Genomic DNA, 20,919 nt, shown 5'->3' with positions numbered 1-20,919 from the left:
CAGTTGAAAACTTACTGATATTATACCATAATCCTATTTAATTTATTGTTTAAGAACAGGAACTAAAGATGACGATAGTTTATAATAAAGGTACAATGGAATGAACATCCATTCATTTTATTAAAAGGGGATTTTAAATTGATTCATAAAATTGTCATTCCGACGCCTTTCGCAGTCGGAGATGTAAATGCTTTTCTAATAAAAGGGGACGTATTATCCCTTGTTGATGCAGGACCAAAAACGCCTGAAGCTTATGAGGCACTGAAATATGGAATTAAAGCTGCGGGTTATAGACTGAAAGACATTGAGCAAGTAATTCTTACACATCACCATCCGGATCACTCTGGTTGGATAGAAGCTTTTGACAATGCAGCCGTTATTGGTCATGCATACAACGATTTTTGGCTGACACGTGATAAGGAATTTCTACGTTATCATGATGCGTTTTACCTTCAATGCATGATTGAACAAGGAGTTCCTGAAAAGTATCTTTCGTGGGTTAAGCAAATGAAAAAATCTGCTGTTTTAATGGGCGAACGCCCTCTTGATGGAGTTATTGCTGAGGGGGATGCATTACCAGGGCATCCGAATTGGACAGTTCTTGAAACACTTGGACATGCGCAAAGTCATCTCGCATTTTGGAATGAAAGAAAACGTGCAATGATTGGCGGAGATCTTGTGCTCCAAAATGTTTCATCGAATCCACTTATTGAACCACCAATGGATTCGTTAAAAGAGCGTCCACAATCACTGTTAGAATACAATGAATCACTTAAACGATTGTTAGATTTACCAGTAGATGTCATTTATTCTGGACATGGAGAAGAAGTGAGAAATGTCCATGCACTTATAGAAAAACGCTTTCAGAAACAACAAGAAAGATCGATGAAAGTTCTCAGTATGTTGGAAAATGGACCACGAACGATTTTTGAATTAACTACAGAACTTTTTCCAGCTGTATATGAAAAAGAACTTGGTCTCACACTCTCAGAGACGATTGGGCAAACGGATTTTCTTGTTGACGAAGGTTACGCACGCGAATATCGAAATGAAAATGGAATTTTGTATTATGAAAAAGTATAAATCGATTCTAATAACAGGGGCTACGAGTGGAGTAGGATTTGCACTTGCAAAACGGTTGCATGCTGAAGGCCATGAGGTTTGGGCTACAGGACGGTCAAAAGATAAATTACTAGAACTAGAATCAATTGGAATATGCACTGTGCAGGCCGATTTAACGAAACAAGAAGATATTAAAACCTTAATAGAGACCATAAAAATACCCGATTGCGTGATTTTTTCCGCTGGGGTAGGCACATTTCGATTAGCCCACGAAATTTCGGATGGATCCATGAATACCATGATGAATATCAATGTACTGGCACCAATTCAGTTAACAAAACTTCTATTGCCTAAAATGTTAGAACGAGGGAGTGGCCAACTCGTATATCTTGGTTCACAGGCCGGAAAAGTAGCGACACCAAAAGCGTCTGTTTACGCGGCAACAAAACACGCAGTTTTAGGCTATGCCAATGCACTTCGTATGGAAGTAGCCCCTTTTAACATTCGCGTCACAATAGTGAATCCTGGACCCATCGATACACCGTTTTTAGATCTTGCAGATGATACGGGTAAATATCGTGAGTCGCTTGGTAAGTATTTGCTCGCACTTGATACGGTTGTCGATGCGGTTGTCCGAGTGATTGAAAAACCAGTCCGGGAAGTGAACCTGCCTTGGTATTTAGGAGTGACAAGTAAGTTGCATGCAATTGCCCCAACTCTGGTTGAACGTATGGGTCGTCGGTTTTTCTTGAAAAAATAATAAGTATATGTTGTCCATCTATTTTAACCTCTAGTGATGAATAGACTTTATTAACACAACTAATTGGTTAAGGAGGTGCATCATTGCATAAGAACAACTCTCGTTTGCAAGCTCTTTTGGTTGGCATCGTTCTTATTTTATTACTCGTACTGATTTTGCCTTTTAATAGCTCCAATAAGAACTACATAAAAATGATTTCTGCAGATTTCATAACAAACATTCACATTAACGCCAATCTAGGTGATATTCATATACTTCCCAGTGAGGGGAATGAACTAACGGTTCGTATGGAAAGTGGAAGCAAAAAGAAAATTAAAGGTTATAAGCTATCTTTAAAAGAAAAAAATAATATTGTAACAATTAAAGCGAAAAAGAAATCTAAATTCGGTTTATCCGGTAAACTTCCATTTGATTTTAAACTTATTGTAGAGGTTCCTGTTAAACAGTATGAACAACTGAAAGTGAATTCGAACGTCTCTACACTATATATAGATTCAATTACTGCGAATAAATTCGAATTAGAAACAAATGTTGGACATATTCATCTAAAGGCAGCAACGGGTATTATCTATGCGGCAACGAATGTAGGGGATATTAATATTCAATTGAATACGATATTAAATGACATTGTTGCGAAAACACAAGTGGGGAATGTATCTGTTAAAGTCACGGAAGTACCAGCATCACTACAAACTGATTTAAAAAACAGCATCGGTAATACGACGGAAAATTTGCCGAATCTGCAGAACGGTTCTATCGGTGTAGGTGGCCCGATTGTGAAACTCACTTCTGAGGTTGGAAATATTGAACTTACTCTAATCGACGATTAAAACCATCTTTGGATTTCACATGTTTTTTACGGGGAGCTTTTCGAGAGAATTCGAAGAGCTCCCCATAAATTTGTGCGCTATTAACTGAATTGAGATTAATAATTAACAACTTCGTAAACTTCTTACTACTAGTAGTCTCCTTAAGATATAATAGAAGAAATATCCTTATTTAGTTCTCATTATAAAAAATGATTAATAGTTATGAGGTGGACTTCATTATGTATAGAAGTTTGTATAGAGCCGTCATCAGCTTTTGTGTTCTTGTTCTTTTATTACTATTCAGTCTTCCAAATGAGATAAAGGCCGATGGGGATAAATCTATTATTTTGCGTTCAATTTCCAGCAAAGAAAACTTGTATCCGTCTTTATATATACTTAAAGACGATGAGAAGCTGCTGACGATTAAAGACGTGGTTTCTGAAAAGTATACTGAACAGTTTGTTCTTGCAAAAGACATTGTACAAAGTCCTGGTTTTTCGCCAACATCAACATGGCTTCGTATAGATGTTACGAACGAAACCAATCAAAGAGATTGGTTATTAGAGGTTGCCTATCATCTCATTTATAAACTCGTCCTTTATTCCGAGGATGACTCAGGTTTGCACGAAGTCTATCATACAGGATCTGATTTTCCATTTAAGCAACGTGAAATTATGCATAGAAACTTCGTTTTCAACTTGGAAATTGACCATGATCAGTCGAAAACATTCTATTTACTTGTTCATTCAGGTGGAGATTTGCATCCTCCAATCACTATTTGGAGTGGGCAATCTTTTATTGAGAAGACTCAAGTTGAATTTATTTTTCTAGGACTATTTTATGGAATGACTTCGGTTATGGTTTTGTATAATTTGTTTCTCTATTTTAGTTTGCGTATTAAAAGTTATCTCTACTATGTCTTCGTTATTACTTTTACCATAATGGCAAACTTGCAAAATAACGGAATTGCGTTTCAATATTTGTGGCCTAATTGGCCCATATGGAATACAATGGCTAATCCAATATTCGTAAGTCTAACTTGCATTTTTATTTTGTTGTTTGCCAAGAACTTTCTAGATACAAATCAATACTTTCCTAGATTCAAAATCTTATTTAACATTTTAATACCTTTGAATGTACTTGTTATTCCTATTTTATTTATCTCCAATCATGTCGCATTGAACATTATGGTGCTAAGCACGGCTAGCACATTTATTTCAGTTTTAACTGCTGCATTTATATGTTTAAAGGCCGGTGCACGTCAAGCCCGTTTTTTTATAATTGGTTGGTTCTTCTATTTAATAGGTATATTAATTACGATTCTTGCGACTGCTACGGTGCTGCCGTTTAATGCGTTCACAGAATTTGCTGGACAAAATGCTACGGGAATAGAAGTAGTCCTTCTATCATTAGCACTTGCGGATAAAATCAATATTATGCGTTTGGAAAAAGAAACTGCAGAGAGAGATACAAAGATAAGTCAGGCATTGGTATTGAAAAGTTTAGAAAAAGCAGATGAACATAAAGACGAATTTTTGGCGATTACATCACATGAATTACGGACACCACTGTATGGAATGATTGGAATAGCTGAATCACTTCGAGATGGAGTTGCTGGTGACTTGTCGAACGAGATGAGCAACCAGTTGTCAATGATTATTGCCAGTGGAAACCGATTGACTTATCTAGTAAATGATATATTGGATTACTCAAACTTAAAAAACAAATCGTTACATGTTCATTTAAAACCAGTTTATCTCGTTCGTATCGTTGATGTGGTATTCACGATTTGTAGCCCATTGGCTAAGAATAAGTTTGTGAAACTAATCAATAAAATTGATGACTCTCTACCACCTGTGTTAGCGGACATCAATCGCCTTCAACAAATTTTGTATAATATCGTTGGAAATGCTATAAAATATTCAGATCATGGGGAAGTAGTTATTTCAGCTGAAAAATTAAATGAACGAATTAAAATTATCATTTCTGATACAGGGGTTGGTATTCCAGCAGATCAACTGGATGAGATATTTGAACCTTTTCAACAAATCGACTCTTCTCTATCTAGAAGTGTAAGCGGTTCAGGCATTGGTTTAAGTATTACAAAGCATTTGGTCGAATTACACGGCGGTCAAATTGAAGTCACATCAAAAGTTGGAATAGGTTCTACCTTTAGTTTTTCACTACCATTTCAAAAAGACGAACTACATGTTCAAGAAGAAGCCATAACGACCGAAACTTATTTTGATGAAGAGTTGGCTACATTTACTCCAAGCCTACAGGTAACGCAAAAAGCAATTACAATACTTGTCGTGGATGATGAACCAATTAATTTACAAGTACTCGTGAACCAACTTAGTTTAGAGGGGTATAGAGTAATCACGGCAACCGATGGTGAACAAGTACTTAATATCGTTAAAACCCAAACAATTGACCTGCTCATCTTAGATATTATGATGCCTAAAATGTCGGGGTATGACGTTTGTCAGCAATTACGAAAAACGTATTCATTGATGGAACTACCAATATTAATGTTAACAGCTAAAAGTCAAATTCGAGACAAAATTACATCCTTTGAAATTGGGGCAAATGATTATTTATCAAAACCTTGCGATAAGCAAGAGCTTCTAGCACGTGTAAAAACATTAGCTCAACTAAGAAGAATGAATGATGAGTTATTGACCGTAAACCTTAAACTAGAGAATAAAGTTAAAAATAGAACGGAGGCTCTGGAAGTAGCGAATAATGACTTAAAAAACAGGAACGATGATTTAATAATAATGGCGAAATCTCGTCGCGAACTATTGGCCAATATCGCACATGAGTTGGGAACACCTGTCACCTTAATTCACAGCTATATGCAAGCACTTCATGGTGGACTGGTTCTGTCCGACGATGCCCATTTCGGCAATTTTGTGTATGATAAAATTAATGTACTGAATCGCCTAATCGATGACTTATTTGATTTATCCAAGCTTGAAGCGGGCCAAACGAGTCTGAATTTGGAAAAAATGAATCTGGACAGATGGCTGGAACAAATATACGATAAGTTTGAAATCGATGTTTTACAATCAAAAAGGTTTTCGGAACGGCCAAAAGATACGAAAACGTTCAAACGTTACTCTTGCTTAATCGATATTGAACGTATGGATCAAGTCTTTTCCAATTTAGTACGGAATGCTGTGAATCATACTTCAAAGATTGATGGGATAATTTCGATTGATGCTGAATTGTTTGAATCCGAAAACAGAGTCGTTATTCAAGTTAAGGATAACGGTAGTGGAATAAGTAAGGAGAGCATACCTTTAATTTTCGGAAGGTTTTATAAGGAATTAGTACCCTTAAACGAGGAGAAAGAAAGGGGTACTGGATTGGGTTTGGCAATTGTGAATGAAATTCTTAATAGCCATAAGGGAACGATTAGCGTTGAAAGCATTGTCAACGTAGGAAGTGTATTTTTTATCTCTTTACCCATTCAGTCAAAAGGAAGACGGAAATGACAGTTTTAATAACAGTAAGGTTTTACGATAACTAATACTTCAATTGACTTTGCATAATGTGATTTGAAGAGTACACTATAACTATAGAATATAAAATCAGAAGTCAGTCATCTGAAATTAGATGCTGACTTTTACCTATTATCATGGGAAGTCGTGATCTTTGACTGCCCATTTTTTTATTAGGGTTGTAGAAAGTGGGATTATGAATGAAAAAAGAAGGATCTACAAATAAAATAATGCCATGCGGCCTTAGTTTAACGGATACTGCGCGCAAAGGAATAATGAAATATACACGAGATGAGCATTCGTTTTTTGCGATGCAAAGTGGTTTTAATGTATACATAGAAAAACGTCCTGAAAATCGCCATGGCAATATGTCCTTTAGAATCTTCTTTGACAATCAATCAAATGATGTTTTATCAAAACGAATAGATGACAAAGTAGCTGTTATGGAATGTATTTATAAAAATGATGGTTTTCTTGCAACTGGCTTTCACGTAAGGGGTAGAAGAGAAACAGTACGCACAAACCGTCGTCTTTTCGCAAAACTTAAGTTTCACTTGGGAAGAAATTCAAGTGTTACAATGCCAATGGACTTATACACAAGTATTCGTGAATTACCGATTGCCGAAGATCGTTCCGAATATGTGAAGAAACGAATTGCGAGTTGGGAAGGATATTTACGTATTCAGGAAAAGAATGCTGATGTTGCCGATATTACAACGCCATTTTCGAACGTTCGTTTTAATGATGATTTTAGTAAGTTGACGATTGTTTGCAAAGACTTGAAAAGCAATGATTGGAAAACGATTAGAGGATTTAGTGCAAAGATGAAAGGTTCTTCGGATGACATTGGAAACGTAACAAATGTGAATAAGTCAAAACAAACTATAGAAATTGAATTGAGTCGTAAATACCAGGATCTCCTTAGACGAAATGAGTGGCAGCCAAAAGCATTTAAAGAAATTGTGTTTAGTAATTTTGCCGAACTAAGCCAAGTGAAAAGACTCAGAAAAGGGTTCAAAGATTTAGAAGATGGTCTTGCAGCGAACGCGAATTTAGAAAGAATTCTTTTCGAAGAACGACCAACTGTACGGATTTCCAAAACGAAAAAGGACCTTGAATTCCATAATGAGTTAAACACCTTCCAAAAGGAAGCGGTCACGGGCGCTATGACATCGAATGATTTGTATGTAATCCAAGGACCACCGGGTACTGGTAAAACAACAGTTATTTCTGAAATATGCCATCAAAATGTAAAAGCTGGTCTACGTACTCTTGTAGCTTCTCAGGCGAATTTGGCTGTTGACAACGCACTAGGTAGATTACTATCCCATCAAGACATACGAATCCTACGGTACGGACGTACGGAAAGTATCGAAGAAGAGGGAAAGAAATTCATCGAGGAAAACGTTGCGTTAAATTGGAAGAGCCAAACAATAGATGCTGTAAAAGATCAACTGGGGAATCATTTGAAAAAAGAACAACAACTTAAAATCGAACTGGATAAAAGTAACGAGCAATTACTTGTTCTCGAAACTGAACTAGCCACTCTTGATGAAAAAATAAGAGAAAAAGAACTCGTGAAAATTGAATATCAGGGATACTCTGAAAAAATACATAAATGTAATGAAAAATTAGCATATACAAAAATTGAGCATGAAGAGTTAGTAAACATTCATACTAAATTGAGCAATAATACAAGTGAATTATGTACTGAAATCGCTGAAATGGATCGATTCTTGCAAGTTGAGAGCATAAGCGCAGAGAAAATAACGAAAATGGAAACCTTAGAGAAAGAACTAGTACTATTAAAAGAATTTATAAGCCATTATGAAACAATAGAACTGATTAAAAGTGAAGAAGTTTTGCTTGAAAAACTCAAAATAGATATTGAATTAAAACAAGTGAAAATGAAGCGAATGCAGGATCTAGTAATAGAAACTCAGCCAATCACAAAATTGAATAATTTAGAAAGAAGTTTGAATACTGCTGAAATAATGCTTCCTTTTGAATTGAGACGGAAAATAACAATTCTCAATGAATTGATTAATGTCCTGAAATCCACGGTAGTACAGGATACTTATACTGACTGGAAATCCTTAATAAACCGACTTGAGATTGCGATTGAAAAGATTGGTATTGTATTAAAAAAGAATGGTTTCATTAAACAGCCGGTCAGAAATAAAGGGAATTCGAAACCAAGTACAGCTAAAGAAATCCACGTGCTCATTGATCGAGTAGGAGGTTTTTTAATTGATGATTCTGTGAAACGATTTCTTGAGTCTAGAAACTATTCCCCTGAAAAATATGAATATCTTGAAAAACTGAGCATTGCACTTGAAGTATTAATAGAGAAACTAAATTATTCACAAAGTAAAATTGAAAATGTCGAGAATTCAAAACATATGTACACAATGATTAAAAAAGAAGTTACAGCATTTTTAGAACACTCTATATTTAATATGAGAACGGATGTAAATGAGCATCGAATTGTTATAAAAGGCCATGAGCTCATACTGAGTAATCTTCAACAAAAAACCTCTGCATTTGGTACTGTTAAAGAAATTCCGGCAATTGCTTCTGCTATCGATGAGTTGGCTAGAAAAAAGGAAATGCATTCTAATTATGTAACAGCTAAGAAAGAATTTGAAGAACGCTCACTTCATGTACAAAAGAAAAAGTTGGAAAACGAATATGTACTTATCTTGCTAGAAGACACCACTTTGAAAATGCATGATGTAAACGAGAAGATAAAAGGAATACAGTTGGAAGTTCTTGAACTGGAAGGAATCGGAGTTGTTTTGGCTAATTTGTTAGAACAGAACCCCGAAGACCTTCGTGAAGAGGTGTCGGCACGTTATTTTAAACAATTGAATTCCATTGAAAAGATACAAATTGAAAAAAAACGATTACCAGCGATGCAATTATTGCAACAAGAATGGTTGGATTTACTTATGGAAGCAAACGCATATGATTTAGATGAAATTCGTAAAATGTATGTACGACATGCGAACGTAATTGGAACAACCTGTGTGGCGTCCGCAAGACGTGATTTCATGGAAGAGTATCCTACCTTTGATGTAGTCATTATCGACGAAGTATCAAAAGCAACACCCCCAGAATTGCTTCTACCGATGTTAAAAGGGAAAAAGATTATTCTAGTTGGAGATCATCACCAATTACCACCATTAGTTGGACAAGAAACGCTAGAAGAGTTTCTCGTGGAAATAGACAGCCATGAAGAGAAAAATGAGTTGGAAAAGTTGCTGAAGGAATCGCTTTTTGAACGTCTTTTCAGAACACTACCAAAGCAAAATAAAACAATGCTCGGAATTCAATACAGAATGCATGAAAGCATTATGCAGACGATAACACCTTTCTATGAGGAAGCCAATTATAGCTTGAAGTGTGGCTTAATGGATTCAAATGCTTCGAGGGACCACTTACTATCATCACGTTTTGTGAATAGAAAAAACCATGTTCTTTGGTTTGATATGCCAAATGAACAAAACTATTTTGAAGACAAAGTAAAGGGTGGAACAAGTCGGTTCAATCAATCTGAATTAAAAATGATTAAAGACCTTCTATTGGATTTGAATGTGGCAACGGGAAAACTTAAAATCGATGGCCAGATGGAGCCAGACGCCAAAAAAAGTGTAGGTGTAATTAGCTTTTACGGTGAACAAGTAAAGCGGATAAATCGGTTAATAGATCAGGAATTGATGCCTGAACATTTGCATTGTAGAACCGGTTCAGTGGACAAATTTCAAGGAATGGAAATGGATATTATTATTTTAAGTTTTGTGCGTAACCACAAGGATAATGGTGGGGATATTGGATTTGCGAAAGATTATAGAAGACTCAATGTCGCTTTATCGCGTGCACGAGAGCTGCTTATGATTGTAGGAAGTTCAGAAATGTTCACTTTGCGAGTCAAAGATGCTAATTCTAAAGAAATGTATGGGAGATTACTCGAGCATATTAAAAGAGAGAATGGCTTCAGAGATTCGAAGGGAAATATACTTATGCAAGTAAGTGAGGAAGTGTAGAAATGGAAGATATAAAAAAACAACTTACAAAGGAATTACTTCAAGATATCAATGTGGAAATCGTGGATACACTTTCGTGGAGCTTGCCTGTTCATTCCGTAATGATTGAATACAAAACTGTGATGCGGACAAAAATGGATATTCTTATGAAAATGATGCTGATCACATTCAAAAAAGAGCAGATTTCTTCTATTGATGAGATAGGTGCAATACTTCTCGTTGAACCGCTTTTCATTGACGATTTAGTTTCAAAAATGCGAAGTGCCCATTTGATTGAAAAAAAGAAAGACTTTTTCACGTTGACAATTGAGGGAATACAACAACTTGAAACTGGTGTTTTTTTACATGAACCAAAAAATGATTCTAAAAAAATGGTATATAGTCCATGTCATCAGTCTTTTTTAAAAGAAAACACCAATAGTACTTCTTATATTGAAGAAGAAATGTATCGATATAGTAAAGAATTCGATGATTGGAATGTAGTTTCGATTAAAGAAGATGTTTTACTAAACGCACTAAGATTAATGGGTGCGGAATCAAATGAAGAAAATATTCAAGTAGTTATCTCCGAAATTGTAACGGTATATCAAATACAGCGTGACCTAGTGCCCTGTATTGAAATCAGACTATACAATGAAGTGGAAGATATTTTCTATGTGCGAGTTTGGAATACATTGTTGGGCTACTGGGATGAAACAGTAGAAGCGTTATTAAATGAAAAAGAACTAAAAACGTGGAGAGAAAAGTATTTACGAGGGAATACTGTTTAACTGTAAAATCCACTCGTTAATAAAACTCCGTCACCTATAAAAATAGGCTGACGGAGTTTTATTCATTTTACAGGAATGTTCGTTGTTTTTGCATTGTCTACAAATTGTTTAATATATCGCATTATAAGTATTTCTGCTTCTTCCAATTGATAGTCTAATCGGTTGTTTAATATATTTGTTAGCATTCCTTGCCATATTAAAATTGTGATTTCATTAAGATCGTCTACTTGGTTTTCACTAATTTGGCCTTCCTTGGCCGCAGATTGCAAAATGGATTTACCTCGCTTGGTCATATTCCGTTCGATTAAAATCGGCTTCAAATCTTCAGGTATGTTAATTAACTCCGCGGGATATACTTCATAATACTTTTTAATAAGCTCGTCGGGCTGATCCCCAAGATCCATAATGAAAACTGCGTGGAAAACATCGGGCTGTTGGAGAGAATGCTTGCAGAAGCATTCCCATGCAAGAATGTATTTATTTAAAGGAGTTTTTCCTTTATCCATATATACAGCTACATCAACAGTATATTCTTTTAAAAGTTTCATAGATGCGAAAAAAATTAGATGAGATAATTCGGAAAAGTAATTATAAATTGTAGCACTGTTATAACCCGCGCGATCAGCAACTTTTCGTATGGTTACGTGTTCCATGCCTTCTTCTTTGATAATTCCAACTGTAGCATCAATAAAATATTTCCACATACGACTTTTTTGGATTTTCTTGTTGCCCAATTTCAACACTCCTTCAATTAATAATACGATATGAATTATAACTTTTGGATTGTTCTACATTTATCTATGTGTTACTATTATCAATATAATTAGTAATCATGATTACTAAACTAACACTGATTATAAAATGCCGCAACTGCATAAGTCCTATTTATATAAATCTTATTAGATTCGTATGAAATTTGAGAAGATAGGAAAGCTAACAAGTAAGTTTTCTTATGAAATCTCCTAGGTCGCTAATTTTATTATGCAATGCGGATATATGTTTTTATAATCAAAGAGTATGAAAAGGGGGAGAAATATGGGGAAAGTACAAATTGATAAATTTGTTTTTTGGGCATCGATTGTTGTAATAGCTGCTGCAACAGTGTTATTAGTAGTAAACCAGGCGACTGCACAGCCGTATTTAGATAAAATAATGACGTCGATTACTTATAAAATGGATTGGGCATTTCAATTCTTAACAATAGGACTGTTTGTAATACTTCTGTGGATTGCATTTAGTCGCTATGGGAAAATTAAATTAGGTGAAGGAAAACCCGAGTTTTCCACATTTAGTTGGGGCACGATGTTGTTCACGGCAGGCATGGGTACAAGTATTATGTATTGGTCAATGTTAGAACCGATTTTCTATTTCATGGGACCGCCTTTCGGAATTGAACCTGAAAGTAACGAAGCTGCAGAGTGGGCATTAACATATGGCTTATTTCATTGGGGAATATCCGCTTGGTCGCTTTATGCATTCCCTACGGTTGTCATTGCATACTCGTATTTTGTGAGGAAGCGCCCTTCGTTAAAATTGAGTACCGCACTAAGTGGTGCACTCGGTAAATATGCCGATGGATGGGTAGCAAAATTAATTGATGTGTTAGTCATTTGGAGTTTGGTCGGTGGTCTTGGTACGTCACTTGGATTAGGCGTTCCAATGGTTTCCGCAGTTGTCGGCAGCATTTTTGGTTTACAACAATCGCTCATGCTTGATGCGATTATTGTAATGAGTATTACAGTTATTTATTCTGCAAGTGCGTATATGGGACTACATAAAGGGATTAAGCGACTAAGTGACATAAATGTTTTTCTTGCATTAGCTTTAGCAATTTTCGTATTCATTGCAGGACCGACATTGTTTATATTGACGTACTTTTCCAATAGCTTTGGTTTGATGATTCAAAACTTTGCATTTATGAGTTTTTACACAGATCCAATTGGTAAGGGTGGATTTCCACAAGCTTGGACTGTGTTTTACTGGGCTTGGTTTGCAGCTACGGCTCCGTTTATGGGGTTGTTTGTTGCACGGATTTCAAAAGGGCGAACACTACGCGAATTGATAACCCATATGTTGTTGTGGGGTTCGATTGGTGGCTGGATTTATTTTGCAGTATTCGGTGGATATACGATGAATTTGCAATTGAATGATATTCTTCCCGTAAAAGATATTTTAAATGACAGCGGTGGCCCTGCAACGATTGTTGAGATATTAAAAACATTACCAATGAGCTACATTGTTTTACCATTCTTCGTTTTTCTGGCAATTATCTTTTTGTCAACTTCACTCGATTCCGCGACCTATATTCTCGCTGCAATTGCTACGAAGGAATTGAACGAAGGACAGGAACCTGCGAGATGGCATCGTATGGTATGGGGTGCGATTTTAGCGATACTCTCCCTTACCTTACTATTCGTAGGAGGTTTAAGGGTAATCCAAACTTCAGCAGTTATTGTTTCCGTACCGATTTTCATCATTTATATTCTGTTAATCATTTCGTTCTTTAGATGGTTAAAACAGGATTTCCCGAAACAATAAAGTGAATTGTAATTTTAAAGTATTGATTTTTCATGAATATTAATGGAGGTAATTATATGGTTTTCAACGTGCGCGAATCAAACAGATCAATTAAAACAAAGTTTCCAAGAGAGGTTCAGGAAATTGAACATGTTTGGATTCCGATGTCGGATGGGACAAGACTTTCAGCTCGTATTTGGCTCCCGGTAGATGCAGAAGCACATCCAGTACCTGCTATTTTGGAATATCTTCCTTATCGCAAAAACGATTTTACTGCACTACGAGACTCGATTCGTCATCCGTATTTTGCGGGTCACGGCTATGCGAGTATTCGTGTGGACATGCGTGGATGCGGTGATTCAGACGGTATTTTGGCAGATGAATATTTAAAGTTGGAGCACGATGATGGTCTTGAAGTATTATCTTGGATTGCTGAGCAATCATGGTTTACTGGTGGAATTGGTATGATTGGAAAGTCGTGGGGTGGATTTAACGGCCTACAAATTGCGGCACGCCGTCATCCCGAACTTAAAGCGATTATCACACTTATGTCTACGGACGACCGTTATGCAGATGACGTTCATTATAAAGGTGGAACACTTCTTGCCTCTGATATGCTTTGGTGGGGTTCCACAATGCTTGCGTACAACGGACGACCAGCAGACCCTGAAATTGTTGGAGATGCTTGGAGAAAGAGTTGGTTGGAACGTTTAGAAACACCACCATTCGTTGAGGAATGGGTAAATCACCAACGACGAGACGAATATTGGAAACACGGTTCTGTCGCTGAAAATTATGATGATATCGATATTCCAGTTTATGCGGTAGGCGGATGGGCTGACGGTTATACAAATGCGATTCCCCGACTACTTGAAGGTTTAAAGGGTCCTCGTAAAGGATTGATTGGACCTTGGGCACACGAATATCCAGAAGTAGCTGTTCCAGGTCCGCAAATTGGATTTTTACAAGAATGCTTACGTTGGTGGGATCACTGGTTAAAAGACATTGATACAGGCATTATGGAAGAACCAATGCTTCGTGCTTGGGTAAATGACAGCGTGCCGCCTAAAACGGATTATGCAATACGTCCAGGTCATTGGGTTGCTGAAAATGAGTGGCCTCCTGAAGTGGATACACGAAAACAGTATTATTTGAGCAACAATCAATTAAATGAAAAGCAGGTTTCGGAAGAAGCGATTATCGTTTCAAGTATTCAAGAACATGGTCTTTACTCAGGCGTTTTCTGCCCGTTTGGACAACCGGGAGACCTTCCCTCAGATCAGCGTATTGAAAATGGTTTGTCTGTAGTTTTCACTTCGGAACCGGTAAATGAATCAGTAGAAATTCTTGGTTTTCCTGAGTTCACGGTTGAGGTTGCATCAGACCAAAGGAATGCATTAATTGCAGTACGTCTTAATGACGTTGCGCCAGATGGTTCTTCAACTCGTGTCACATGGGGAGTGTTGAATTTAACACACCGCAACAGTCATGAGCACCCCGAATATTTGGAACCTGGTGAAAAATATACCGTAACGGTGCAAATGAATGCGATTGGCCATACTTTGCCTGCGGGACATTGTTGGCAATTAGCGGTTTCTCCAACATACTGGCCACACGCATGGCCGTCTCCTGTGCCAGTAACTTTGACAGTTTTCACAAATGAAAAAACGTTTCTCTCTTTACCAATCCGAGAAGCGAAAGCAATCGATCAAGAACTAAAACCGTTCCAGCATCCTGAAACAGCTGCTGTAATGGAAAGAGAGATATTACGCGAGGCGAACCGGACAAGGGAAATCAGACATAATACAATTACAAACGTATGGACACTGGATGACTTCTCTGATGAGGGTGCAAGAATGTTGCCTTCCAACGGAATCGAATATGGCAGCACGAATCGCAATATCTATACAATTGCAGAAGGTGATCCATTGTCTGCCAAAGTACAATGTGATTGGACATTGACATTGGGTCGTGGTGAATGGCAAACGAGTTTGGAAAGCGTCAGCATCATGACTGCTGATGAAGATCAGTTTTATCTAACAAATCATCTGATTGCTTATGAAGGTAATAAAGAAGTATTCAATAAAGTATGGAAAAAGGAAATACCAAGAGACTTCATTTAAAAAATTTAACGAGAATCGAGTGAATTAGCCCCATGCTCACAATGCTTTTGACCATCATCGTAATAAATATCATTTATGTTTCTTTGTTCACATTGCGTGTAATCCTAGTTATTAAAGGATATCGAGTAGTCGCATCTTTTCTGTCGATGGGAGAAGTATTTGTATATCTTATGGGGTTGACAATTGTCCTAGACAATTTGGATAAACCTATTAATATAGCGGCATATTGTTTAGGTTGGGGAATGGGTGTCTTTCTTGGAAGTAAAATTGAGGCGCGTTTGGCACTTGGATATATAGTCTTTGACGTAGTCGTAGATTCACTAGAAATCGAAATACCGATGAAAATTCGACAACAAGGATACGGTGTTACATCATGGGTAGCCGATGGGAAAGACGGTCAAAGGTTGGTTATTAAAATATTGGCTAAAAGACATTACGAGAAGAAGCTAAGAGATCTAGTCATCTCATTATCACCCAAGGCGTTCATTATTTCCTATGAGCCGAACAAGATGAACGGCGGATTTTTACTTAAAAATCTTAACCCGGTACAAAATTAGCTATTATACGCATAAAGGTTTAATATTAGTTGGTAACATTATAAAATGATTGTGAGGTAGTTAGTATGGCTTTATTAAAAGATTTATTTATAGGGTTATCTCAAAACCAAATCCTAAACAGTGCAGCTAAAAAGTATGGTTTAAAATTAGGTGCACAAAATGTTGTCGCGGGTACTAATGTCGAAGAAACAATTCAAAGCATTAAAGAATTGAATGCACATGGAATTTCTTGTACGGTCGATAATTTAGGCGAATTTGTTTTTGAAAGAGTGGAAGCAACTAAAGCAAAAGAACAGATTCTAGAAGTGGTTGAAGCAATTCATACGCATGAAGTAGATGCACATATATCCTTAAAACCATCTCAATTAGGTCTGGATATTGACTATGATTTTTGTTTGGAAAATTTAAGGGAAATCGTAGCTAAAGCAAGTAACTATGATATATTCATTAACTTCGACATGGAGGATTACAACCGTTTACAATCTTCGTTTGATCTTTTAGAGACGCTATCTGAAGAATATTCGAATATCGGTACTGTAATCCAAGCTTATTTCTTTAGAGCGGAAGAGGATATTCAAAAATATAAAAATTATCGCTTACGTATTGTTAAAGGTGCGTATAAAGAGTCCGAAGAATTTGCATATCAAAACAAGAAAGACATTGATGAGAACTATATTAAACTTATCGAATGGAATCTGTTAAACGGCAAATTCACATCTATAGCAACTCATGATCACGTGGTTATTAACCATGTTAAAGAATTTGTGAAAGTAAACAACATTTCAAATGATAAATTTGAATTCCAAATGTTGTATGGTTTTAGAACAGATATGCAACTGAGTTTAGCAAAAGAAGGGTACAATTTCTGTACATACGTTCCATTCGGTGACGACTGGTACGGATACTTCATGCGCCGTCTCGCTGAAAGACCACAAAACTTAAACCTTGTTGTTAAACAAGTTTTCACTAAGAAAACAAACACGATTATTGGTCTTTCTGCAGCTGCATTTTTGTTGGGAAGAATCTCGAAGAAAAAGTAAGTTATTAATAGATTAGAAAAGACATCTTGAAACAAAAAAGTCTTGGCTCAAACGAAGATTCAACATTCGTTTAAGTCAAGACTTTTTGTTGTTTTCATATGCTTAAAACTTTAGAGTCGCGTGCGTATTTTAGATACACCACAAAAAAGAGTGCTGCACTGACCAAGCGTAGACTTGAATTGATATACATTGCCGCTTCCACACCAAATGACTCGAGCATCCAAATACCAATTTGTGGTGCGATGAAGGCCACTATAGCCAGTAAGACATTATAGGTGGTAATGCAATATGTGCGTGAAGTTTCAGGAGACTGTTCAAGTAATAAGTTGAACAGCAGCAATACGACACCCGCTAAGAAAAACCCGGAAGTTGATTGCACAAATGTTATATAATATAAGTTCGTTGAGAGCACTGTTAAAAAAGGTGTGGTTGCCATCCCGAGTGCCGCCCATACAAATACGAGTACATTTGATTTGCGTTCTGCCCATTTTTTCCAAAGTGGAAAACCGATGATTTGCATTAACATACTCCCAACAGAAAACATGCTAATCCAAAAAATTGTTGCTCCAAGAACTCGTACATGATAAATATTAAAAATGCCCCACGCCATTTGCCAAGTGAAATTAAAGAAGAGTGCTCCAACTAAAAACCATACATAGCGGGAGTTTTTAAAAATAGACCAATCCATCATTTTTTTCTTTTTTAACTCATCGGTTTTTACCGTTTCATCTTCTTTGTGTTTCATCAATAAGAATACTTCCACCAAACCAAAGAAAAATGCCGCTCCAAATAACAATTGGTAGGCAAAAACGTTTTCAGATGAATTCTTCATTACTATACCAATGAATAAGGTCGATACGAGACCAACCATTGTCAATAACCGATTTCGATCGCTAAAAAATGCGCCTCGTCTTGAATCAGGAATTAACCCGCTAATAAGTGTCTGCCATCCAATATTTGCAACCGTATTGGGCATGCTCATCAAAGCAATAACGACAAGAAATGCCCAAGCCCGAAAAGGTCCAGTAGGCAAGTAAACGAGCGTAATAATTAGGATAAACATTAAACGTGCGAGTAAGACCGAGAATGCGACAAGTTTCTTTTGTGCATAGGCTCTGTTTAACAGGATTGCAGCTGGAATTGTCATAAGCAACGCCATAAGTGGGGGCAAGGAGCTGATTAATCCGACTTGATAGTTTGTCGCACCTAGAATGGTAATTGCAAAGATCGGAAAAAAGTTATTTGAGAAATTTAACGCAATGGTCGATGCCATTCCATGGGATATACTGACTCTTTCATTATAAGGACGCATAGAATCTCCACACTTTATTATATTTTAGAACCTTTATAATAAATTATAGACTTGTATGTTGGAAATACAAGTCCTTTGGGAAACGAAAGTTTTCGGCACCTAAACATCTTGATGCCTACGGGGTATAATTACCAATTGAATAAAATCGGCTTAATATGCTATACTAAAAAGAACGCACGTTCTCTTTTTGGAGGGATGTTAATGTACGAGCATTTACCGGTTCGACAAATGGTATGTCTAGACATGAGAAGTTTTTATGCGAGTTGTGCAGCTGCAATTGAAGGGCTCGATATTATGGATACACCGATTGCAATTATTGGGGATAAAAAACGGAAAGGGGGAATCGTTCTTGCCGCATCGCCTCGTTTAAAAAAAGAATTTGGTGTACAAACCGGTATGCGCCTTTTTGAGATACCGGATGATCCGACGATTCATTTGATTGAGCCAAAGATGGCGTTTTATATAAAAGTGTCGATGGAAATTGCCCGTCTTTTGAATCGTTACGTTCCGAAAGAAGCCATTCATGTATATAGCATCGATGAAAGCTTCATTGATCTTGGTGGAACTGAAAGGCTTTGGGGCCCCTTAATAGAAACTGTGAAACAGATACAAGATGATCTTACGAATCAATTTCAACTACGTTCAGCATGTGGAGTCGGTCCCAATATGTTGCTGTCTAAATTAGCACTAGATATTGAAGCAAAAAAGACGGGCATTGCACACTGGACATATGAATCTGTACCCGAAAAATTGTGGCCAATTGCTCCACTAAGCCGAATGTGGGGTATAGGAGGTCGTACGGAAAAAACGCTTAATAATATGGGGATATTTTCAGTAGGTGATCTTGCACGAACCCCCCTTGTAAGCCTTGAAAAAAAGTTTGGAATTATGGGGAATCAGTTGTATTACCACGCGCACGGCATTGATTTGTCTGATATGGGAGCACCCCTGATCGAAGGGCAGGTAAGTTACGGCAAGGGTCAAGTTTTACACAGTGATTACACAACGCGGAAAGATGTTCTTACAGTTATACTTGAAATGTGTGAAGACGTTGCAAGGAGAGCTAGGGAGGCAGACAGAGCAGGTCGTACAATTCATTTGTCCGTTGCGTATTCAAAGCATGCGCTTGGTGGAGGTTTCGGTCGGTCACAATCTATAAGTGAAGCAACGAATGAGACAATGGAAATCTATAAGACATCTACTCAGTTATTCGATAAGTTTCATGATGGTCGTCCCGTTCGTCGTCTTTCGGTGAGTCTCACGAATTTAGAGGAAGAACATTCTATGCAACTTAGTCTGTTTGATGAGCATAAATGGCGTAACAGAAAGCTTGGAGCTACTATGGATTCGCTTAGAACTAAGTATGGTTCTACAGCAGTTTTACGTGCAGTTTCTTATACTAAGGCTGGAACAGCAGTAGAACGAGCGAAGTTAATTGGCGGACATTATAAGTGAGGGATTGAAGATTAGTTTTTTAAAACCTCTTTTTTAAGCAGTTAAATCTAACAACAATAATGCGAAGCATATGAAAGAGGTCCTCATGTGCTTCGCAATTGAATTCAAATTAAAGAGCTTTCCACTATTCCTTCAAACCAATTACGCGAATTCTTTTGTAATCCGCCAGCCAAATTCCATCCTTATATAGAGTGTTTTTTAAATTAGTCTCTACTCGCGATACTATGGTGCCGATTAATTTTTCATTAAGACCTTCAAAAATTCGGCTTCCAAACATTTCAATCCAATTTTTCATTCCATTTTCACCGTCAAGTGGAGTCAAGCGATCAAAGTGTTGTGCAAATGTAACTCTAAAACCAGCCTTTTCCATTAAGGAAGCATACTCACCGATACTTGGAAAATACCAAGGAAAGTTTTCCGCCTTAAACTCTAATCCTGCTTCTGTATATTGCAGAATAATTTCATCTGTTATCATTTGTACATTACCTTTTCCGCCAAATTCCGCTACAAATCTACCATTCGTTTTCAAACTTCTATAAATAGAACTTAATGCTTCTTCGGGTTGTTTTATCCAGTGCAGTGTGGCATTGGAAAATACTGCATCAAACTCATCTTTATAACCTAAACATATGGCGTCTCCAACCGTGAATTTTATTTCTGGATATTTACTTATTGCTTGTCCCACCATATTTTCAGATTGATCTACACCTACAACATCCGCTCCATCAGCAAATATTCTGTTAGCCAAATCTCCAGTCCCACAGCCAAGGTCAAGAACTTTCTCGCCTTCTTTTGGAGCTAACAATTCAATAAGATCATTTCCATAATTCGAAATAAAAGAATGTTTTGCATCATATAAGTTTGCATTCCAGCTATCCTTCGCGCTTTTCATATTGAATCTCCCCTTTTTAATTAAGTGCACTAAACTGATTGTGTACAATATGAATGGTACCAAACTTACA

Annotated in this window: 14 protein-coding genes; 11 read left to right on the top strand and 3 right to left on the bottom strand. The window is 36.9% G+C overall.

Annotation, left to right across the window (positions count from 1 at the left end; translation table 11 throughout):
• The first annotated feature begins 138 nt into the window (after positions 1-138).
• From ACP8HH_RS09335 to ACP8HH_RS09310, 6 genes are all read left to right on the top strand, one after another.
• Positions 139-1,083, top strand: a complete 945-nt coding sequence (locus ACP8HH_RS09335) for an MBL fold metallo-hydrolase (RefSeq protein WP_438310583.1) — start codon at positions 139-141, stop codon at positions 1,081-1,083.
• A complete protein-coding gene (locus ACP8HH_RS09330) occupies positions 1,070-1,822 on the top strand; it encodes an SDR family NAD(P)-dependent oxidoreductase (protein ID WP_438310581.1) in 753 nt (250 codons plus the stop codon). The genes ACP8HH_RS09335 and ACP8HH_RS09330 overlap by 14 nt, the downstream gene beginning before the upstream one ends.
• Before the next feature lie 83 nt (positions 1,823-1,905).
• Positions 1,906-2,652 carry a DUF4097 family beta strand repeat-containing protein gene (locus ACP8HH_RS09325; RefSeq protein WP_438310579.1) on the top strand — a complete coding sequence of 249 codons (747 nt, stop codon included), beginning with the start codon at positions 1,906-1,908 and terminating at the stop codon, positions 2,650-2,652.
• A gap of 218 nt (positions 2,653-2,870) precedes the next feature.
• A complete protein-coding gene (locus ACP8HH_RS09320; protein WP_438310576.1) occupies positions 2,871-6,131 on the top strand; it encodes an ATP-binding protein in 3,261 nt (1,086 codons plus the stop codon).
• A gap of 206 nt (positions 6,132-6,337) precedes the next feature.
• Entirely contained in the window at positions 6,338-10,183 is a 3,846-nt protein-coding gene (locus ACP8HH_RS09315) for an AAA domain-containing protein (protein WP_438310573.1), read from the top strand.
• A gap of 2 nt (positions 10,184-10,185) precedes the next feature.
• Entirely contained in the window at positions 10,186-10,953 is a 768-nt protein-coding gene (locus ACP8HH_RS09310; RefSeq protein WP_438310570.1) for a hypothetical protein, read from the top strand.
• A gap of 62 nt (positions 10,954-11,015) precedes the next feature.
• On the opposite strand, the gene ACP8HH_RS09305 is transcribed toward ACP8HH_RS09310, so the two are convergent.
• Positions 11,016-11,696 (bottom strand): TetR family transcriptional regulator, encoded by a 681-nt coding sequence (locus tag ACP8HH_RS09305; RefSeq protein WP_438310569.1) that lies wholly within the window; start codon positions 11,694-11,696, stop codon positions 11,016-11,018.
• A 292-nt stretch (positions 11,697-11,988) separates the two neighbouring features.
• Here ACP8HH_RS09305 and ACP8HH_RS09300 point away from each other — a divergent pair, with 292 nt between their 5' ends.
• The 4 genes from ACP8HH_RS09300 (at position 11,989) to ACP8HH_RS09285 (ending at position 17,190) form a co-directional block, all read left to right on the top strand.
• Positions 11,989-13,491 (top strand): BCCT family transporter, encoded by a 1,503-nt coding sequence (locus ACP8HH_RS09300; RefSeq protein ID WP_438310566.1) that lies wholly within the window; start codon positions 11,989-11,991, stop codon positions 13,489-13,491.
• A gap of 56 nt (positions 13,492-13,547) precedes the next feature.
• Complete coding sequence (locus ACP8HH_RS09295; RefSeq protein ID WP_438310563.1) at positions 13,548-15,593, top strand: CocE/NonD family hydrolase; 2,046 nt, start codon at positions 13,548-13,550, stop codon at positions 15,591-15,593.
• Positions 15,594-15,625: 32 nt separating this feature from the next.
• Complete coding sequence (locus tag ACP8HH_RS09290; RefSeq protein ID WP_438310560.1) at positions 15,626-16,150, top strand: DUF2179 domain-containing protein; 525 nt, start codon at positions 15,626-15,628, stop codon at positions 16,148-16,150.
• Positions 16,151-16,215: 65 nt separating this feature from the next.
• Positions 16,216-17,190 (top strand): proline dehydrogenase family protein, encoded by a 975-nt coding sequence (locus ACP8HH_RS09285; protein WP_438310557.1) that lies wholly within the window; start codon positions 16,216-16,218, stop codon positions 17,188-17,190.
• Positions 17,191-17,284: 94 nt separating this feature from the next.
• On the opposite strand, the gene ACP8HH_RS09280 is transcribed toward ACP8HH_RS09285, so the two are convergent.
• Complete coding sequence (locus tag ACP8HH_RS09280; RefSeq protein ID WP_438310555.1) at positions 17,285-18,463, bottom strand: MFS transporter; 1,179 nt, start codon at positions 18,461-18,463, stop codon at positions 17,285-17,287.
• Positions 18,464-18,703: 240 nt separating this feature from the next.
• Between ACP8HH_RS09280 and ACP8HH_RS09275 the strand changes: the two genes are divergently transcribed.
• Positions 18,704-19,957: a DinB/UmuC family translesion DNA polymerase gene (locus ACP8HH_RS09275; RefSeq protein WP_438310553.1), complete on the top strand. Its 1,254-nt coding sequence runs from the start codon at positions 18,704-18,706 to the stop codon at positions 19,955-19,957.
• Positions 19,958-20,081: 124 nt separating this feature from the next.
• On the opposite strand, the gene ACP8HH_RS09270 is transcribed toward ACP8HH_RS09275, so the two are convergent.
• A complete protein-coding gene (locus ACP8HH_RS09270) occupies positions 20,082-20,849 on the bottom strand; it encodes a class I SAM-dependent methyltransferase (protein WP_438310551.1) in 768 nt (255 codons plus the stop codon).
• Between the last annotated feature and the right edge of the window lie 70 nt (positions 20,850-20,919).

The organism is Sporosarcina sp. FA9 (assembly GCF_051550205.1).
GTDB lineage: Bacteria > Bacillota > Bacilli > Bacillales_A > Planococcaceae > Sporosarcina.
This window is presented reverse-complemented; position numbering and strand designations above follow the sequence as displayed.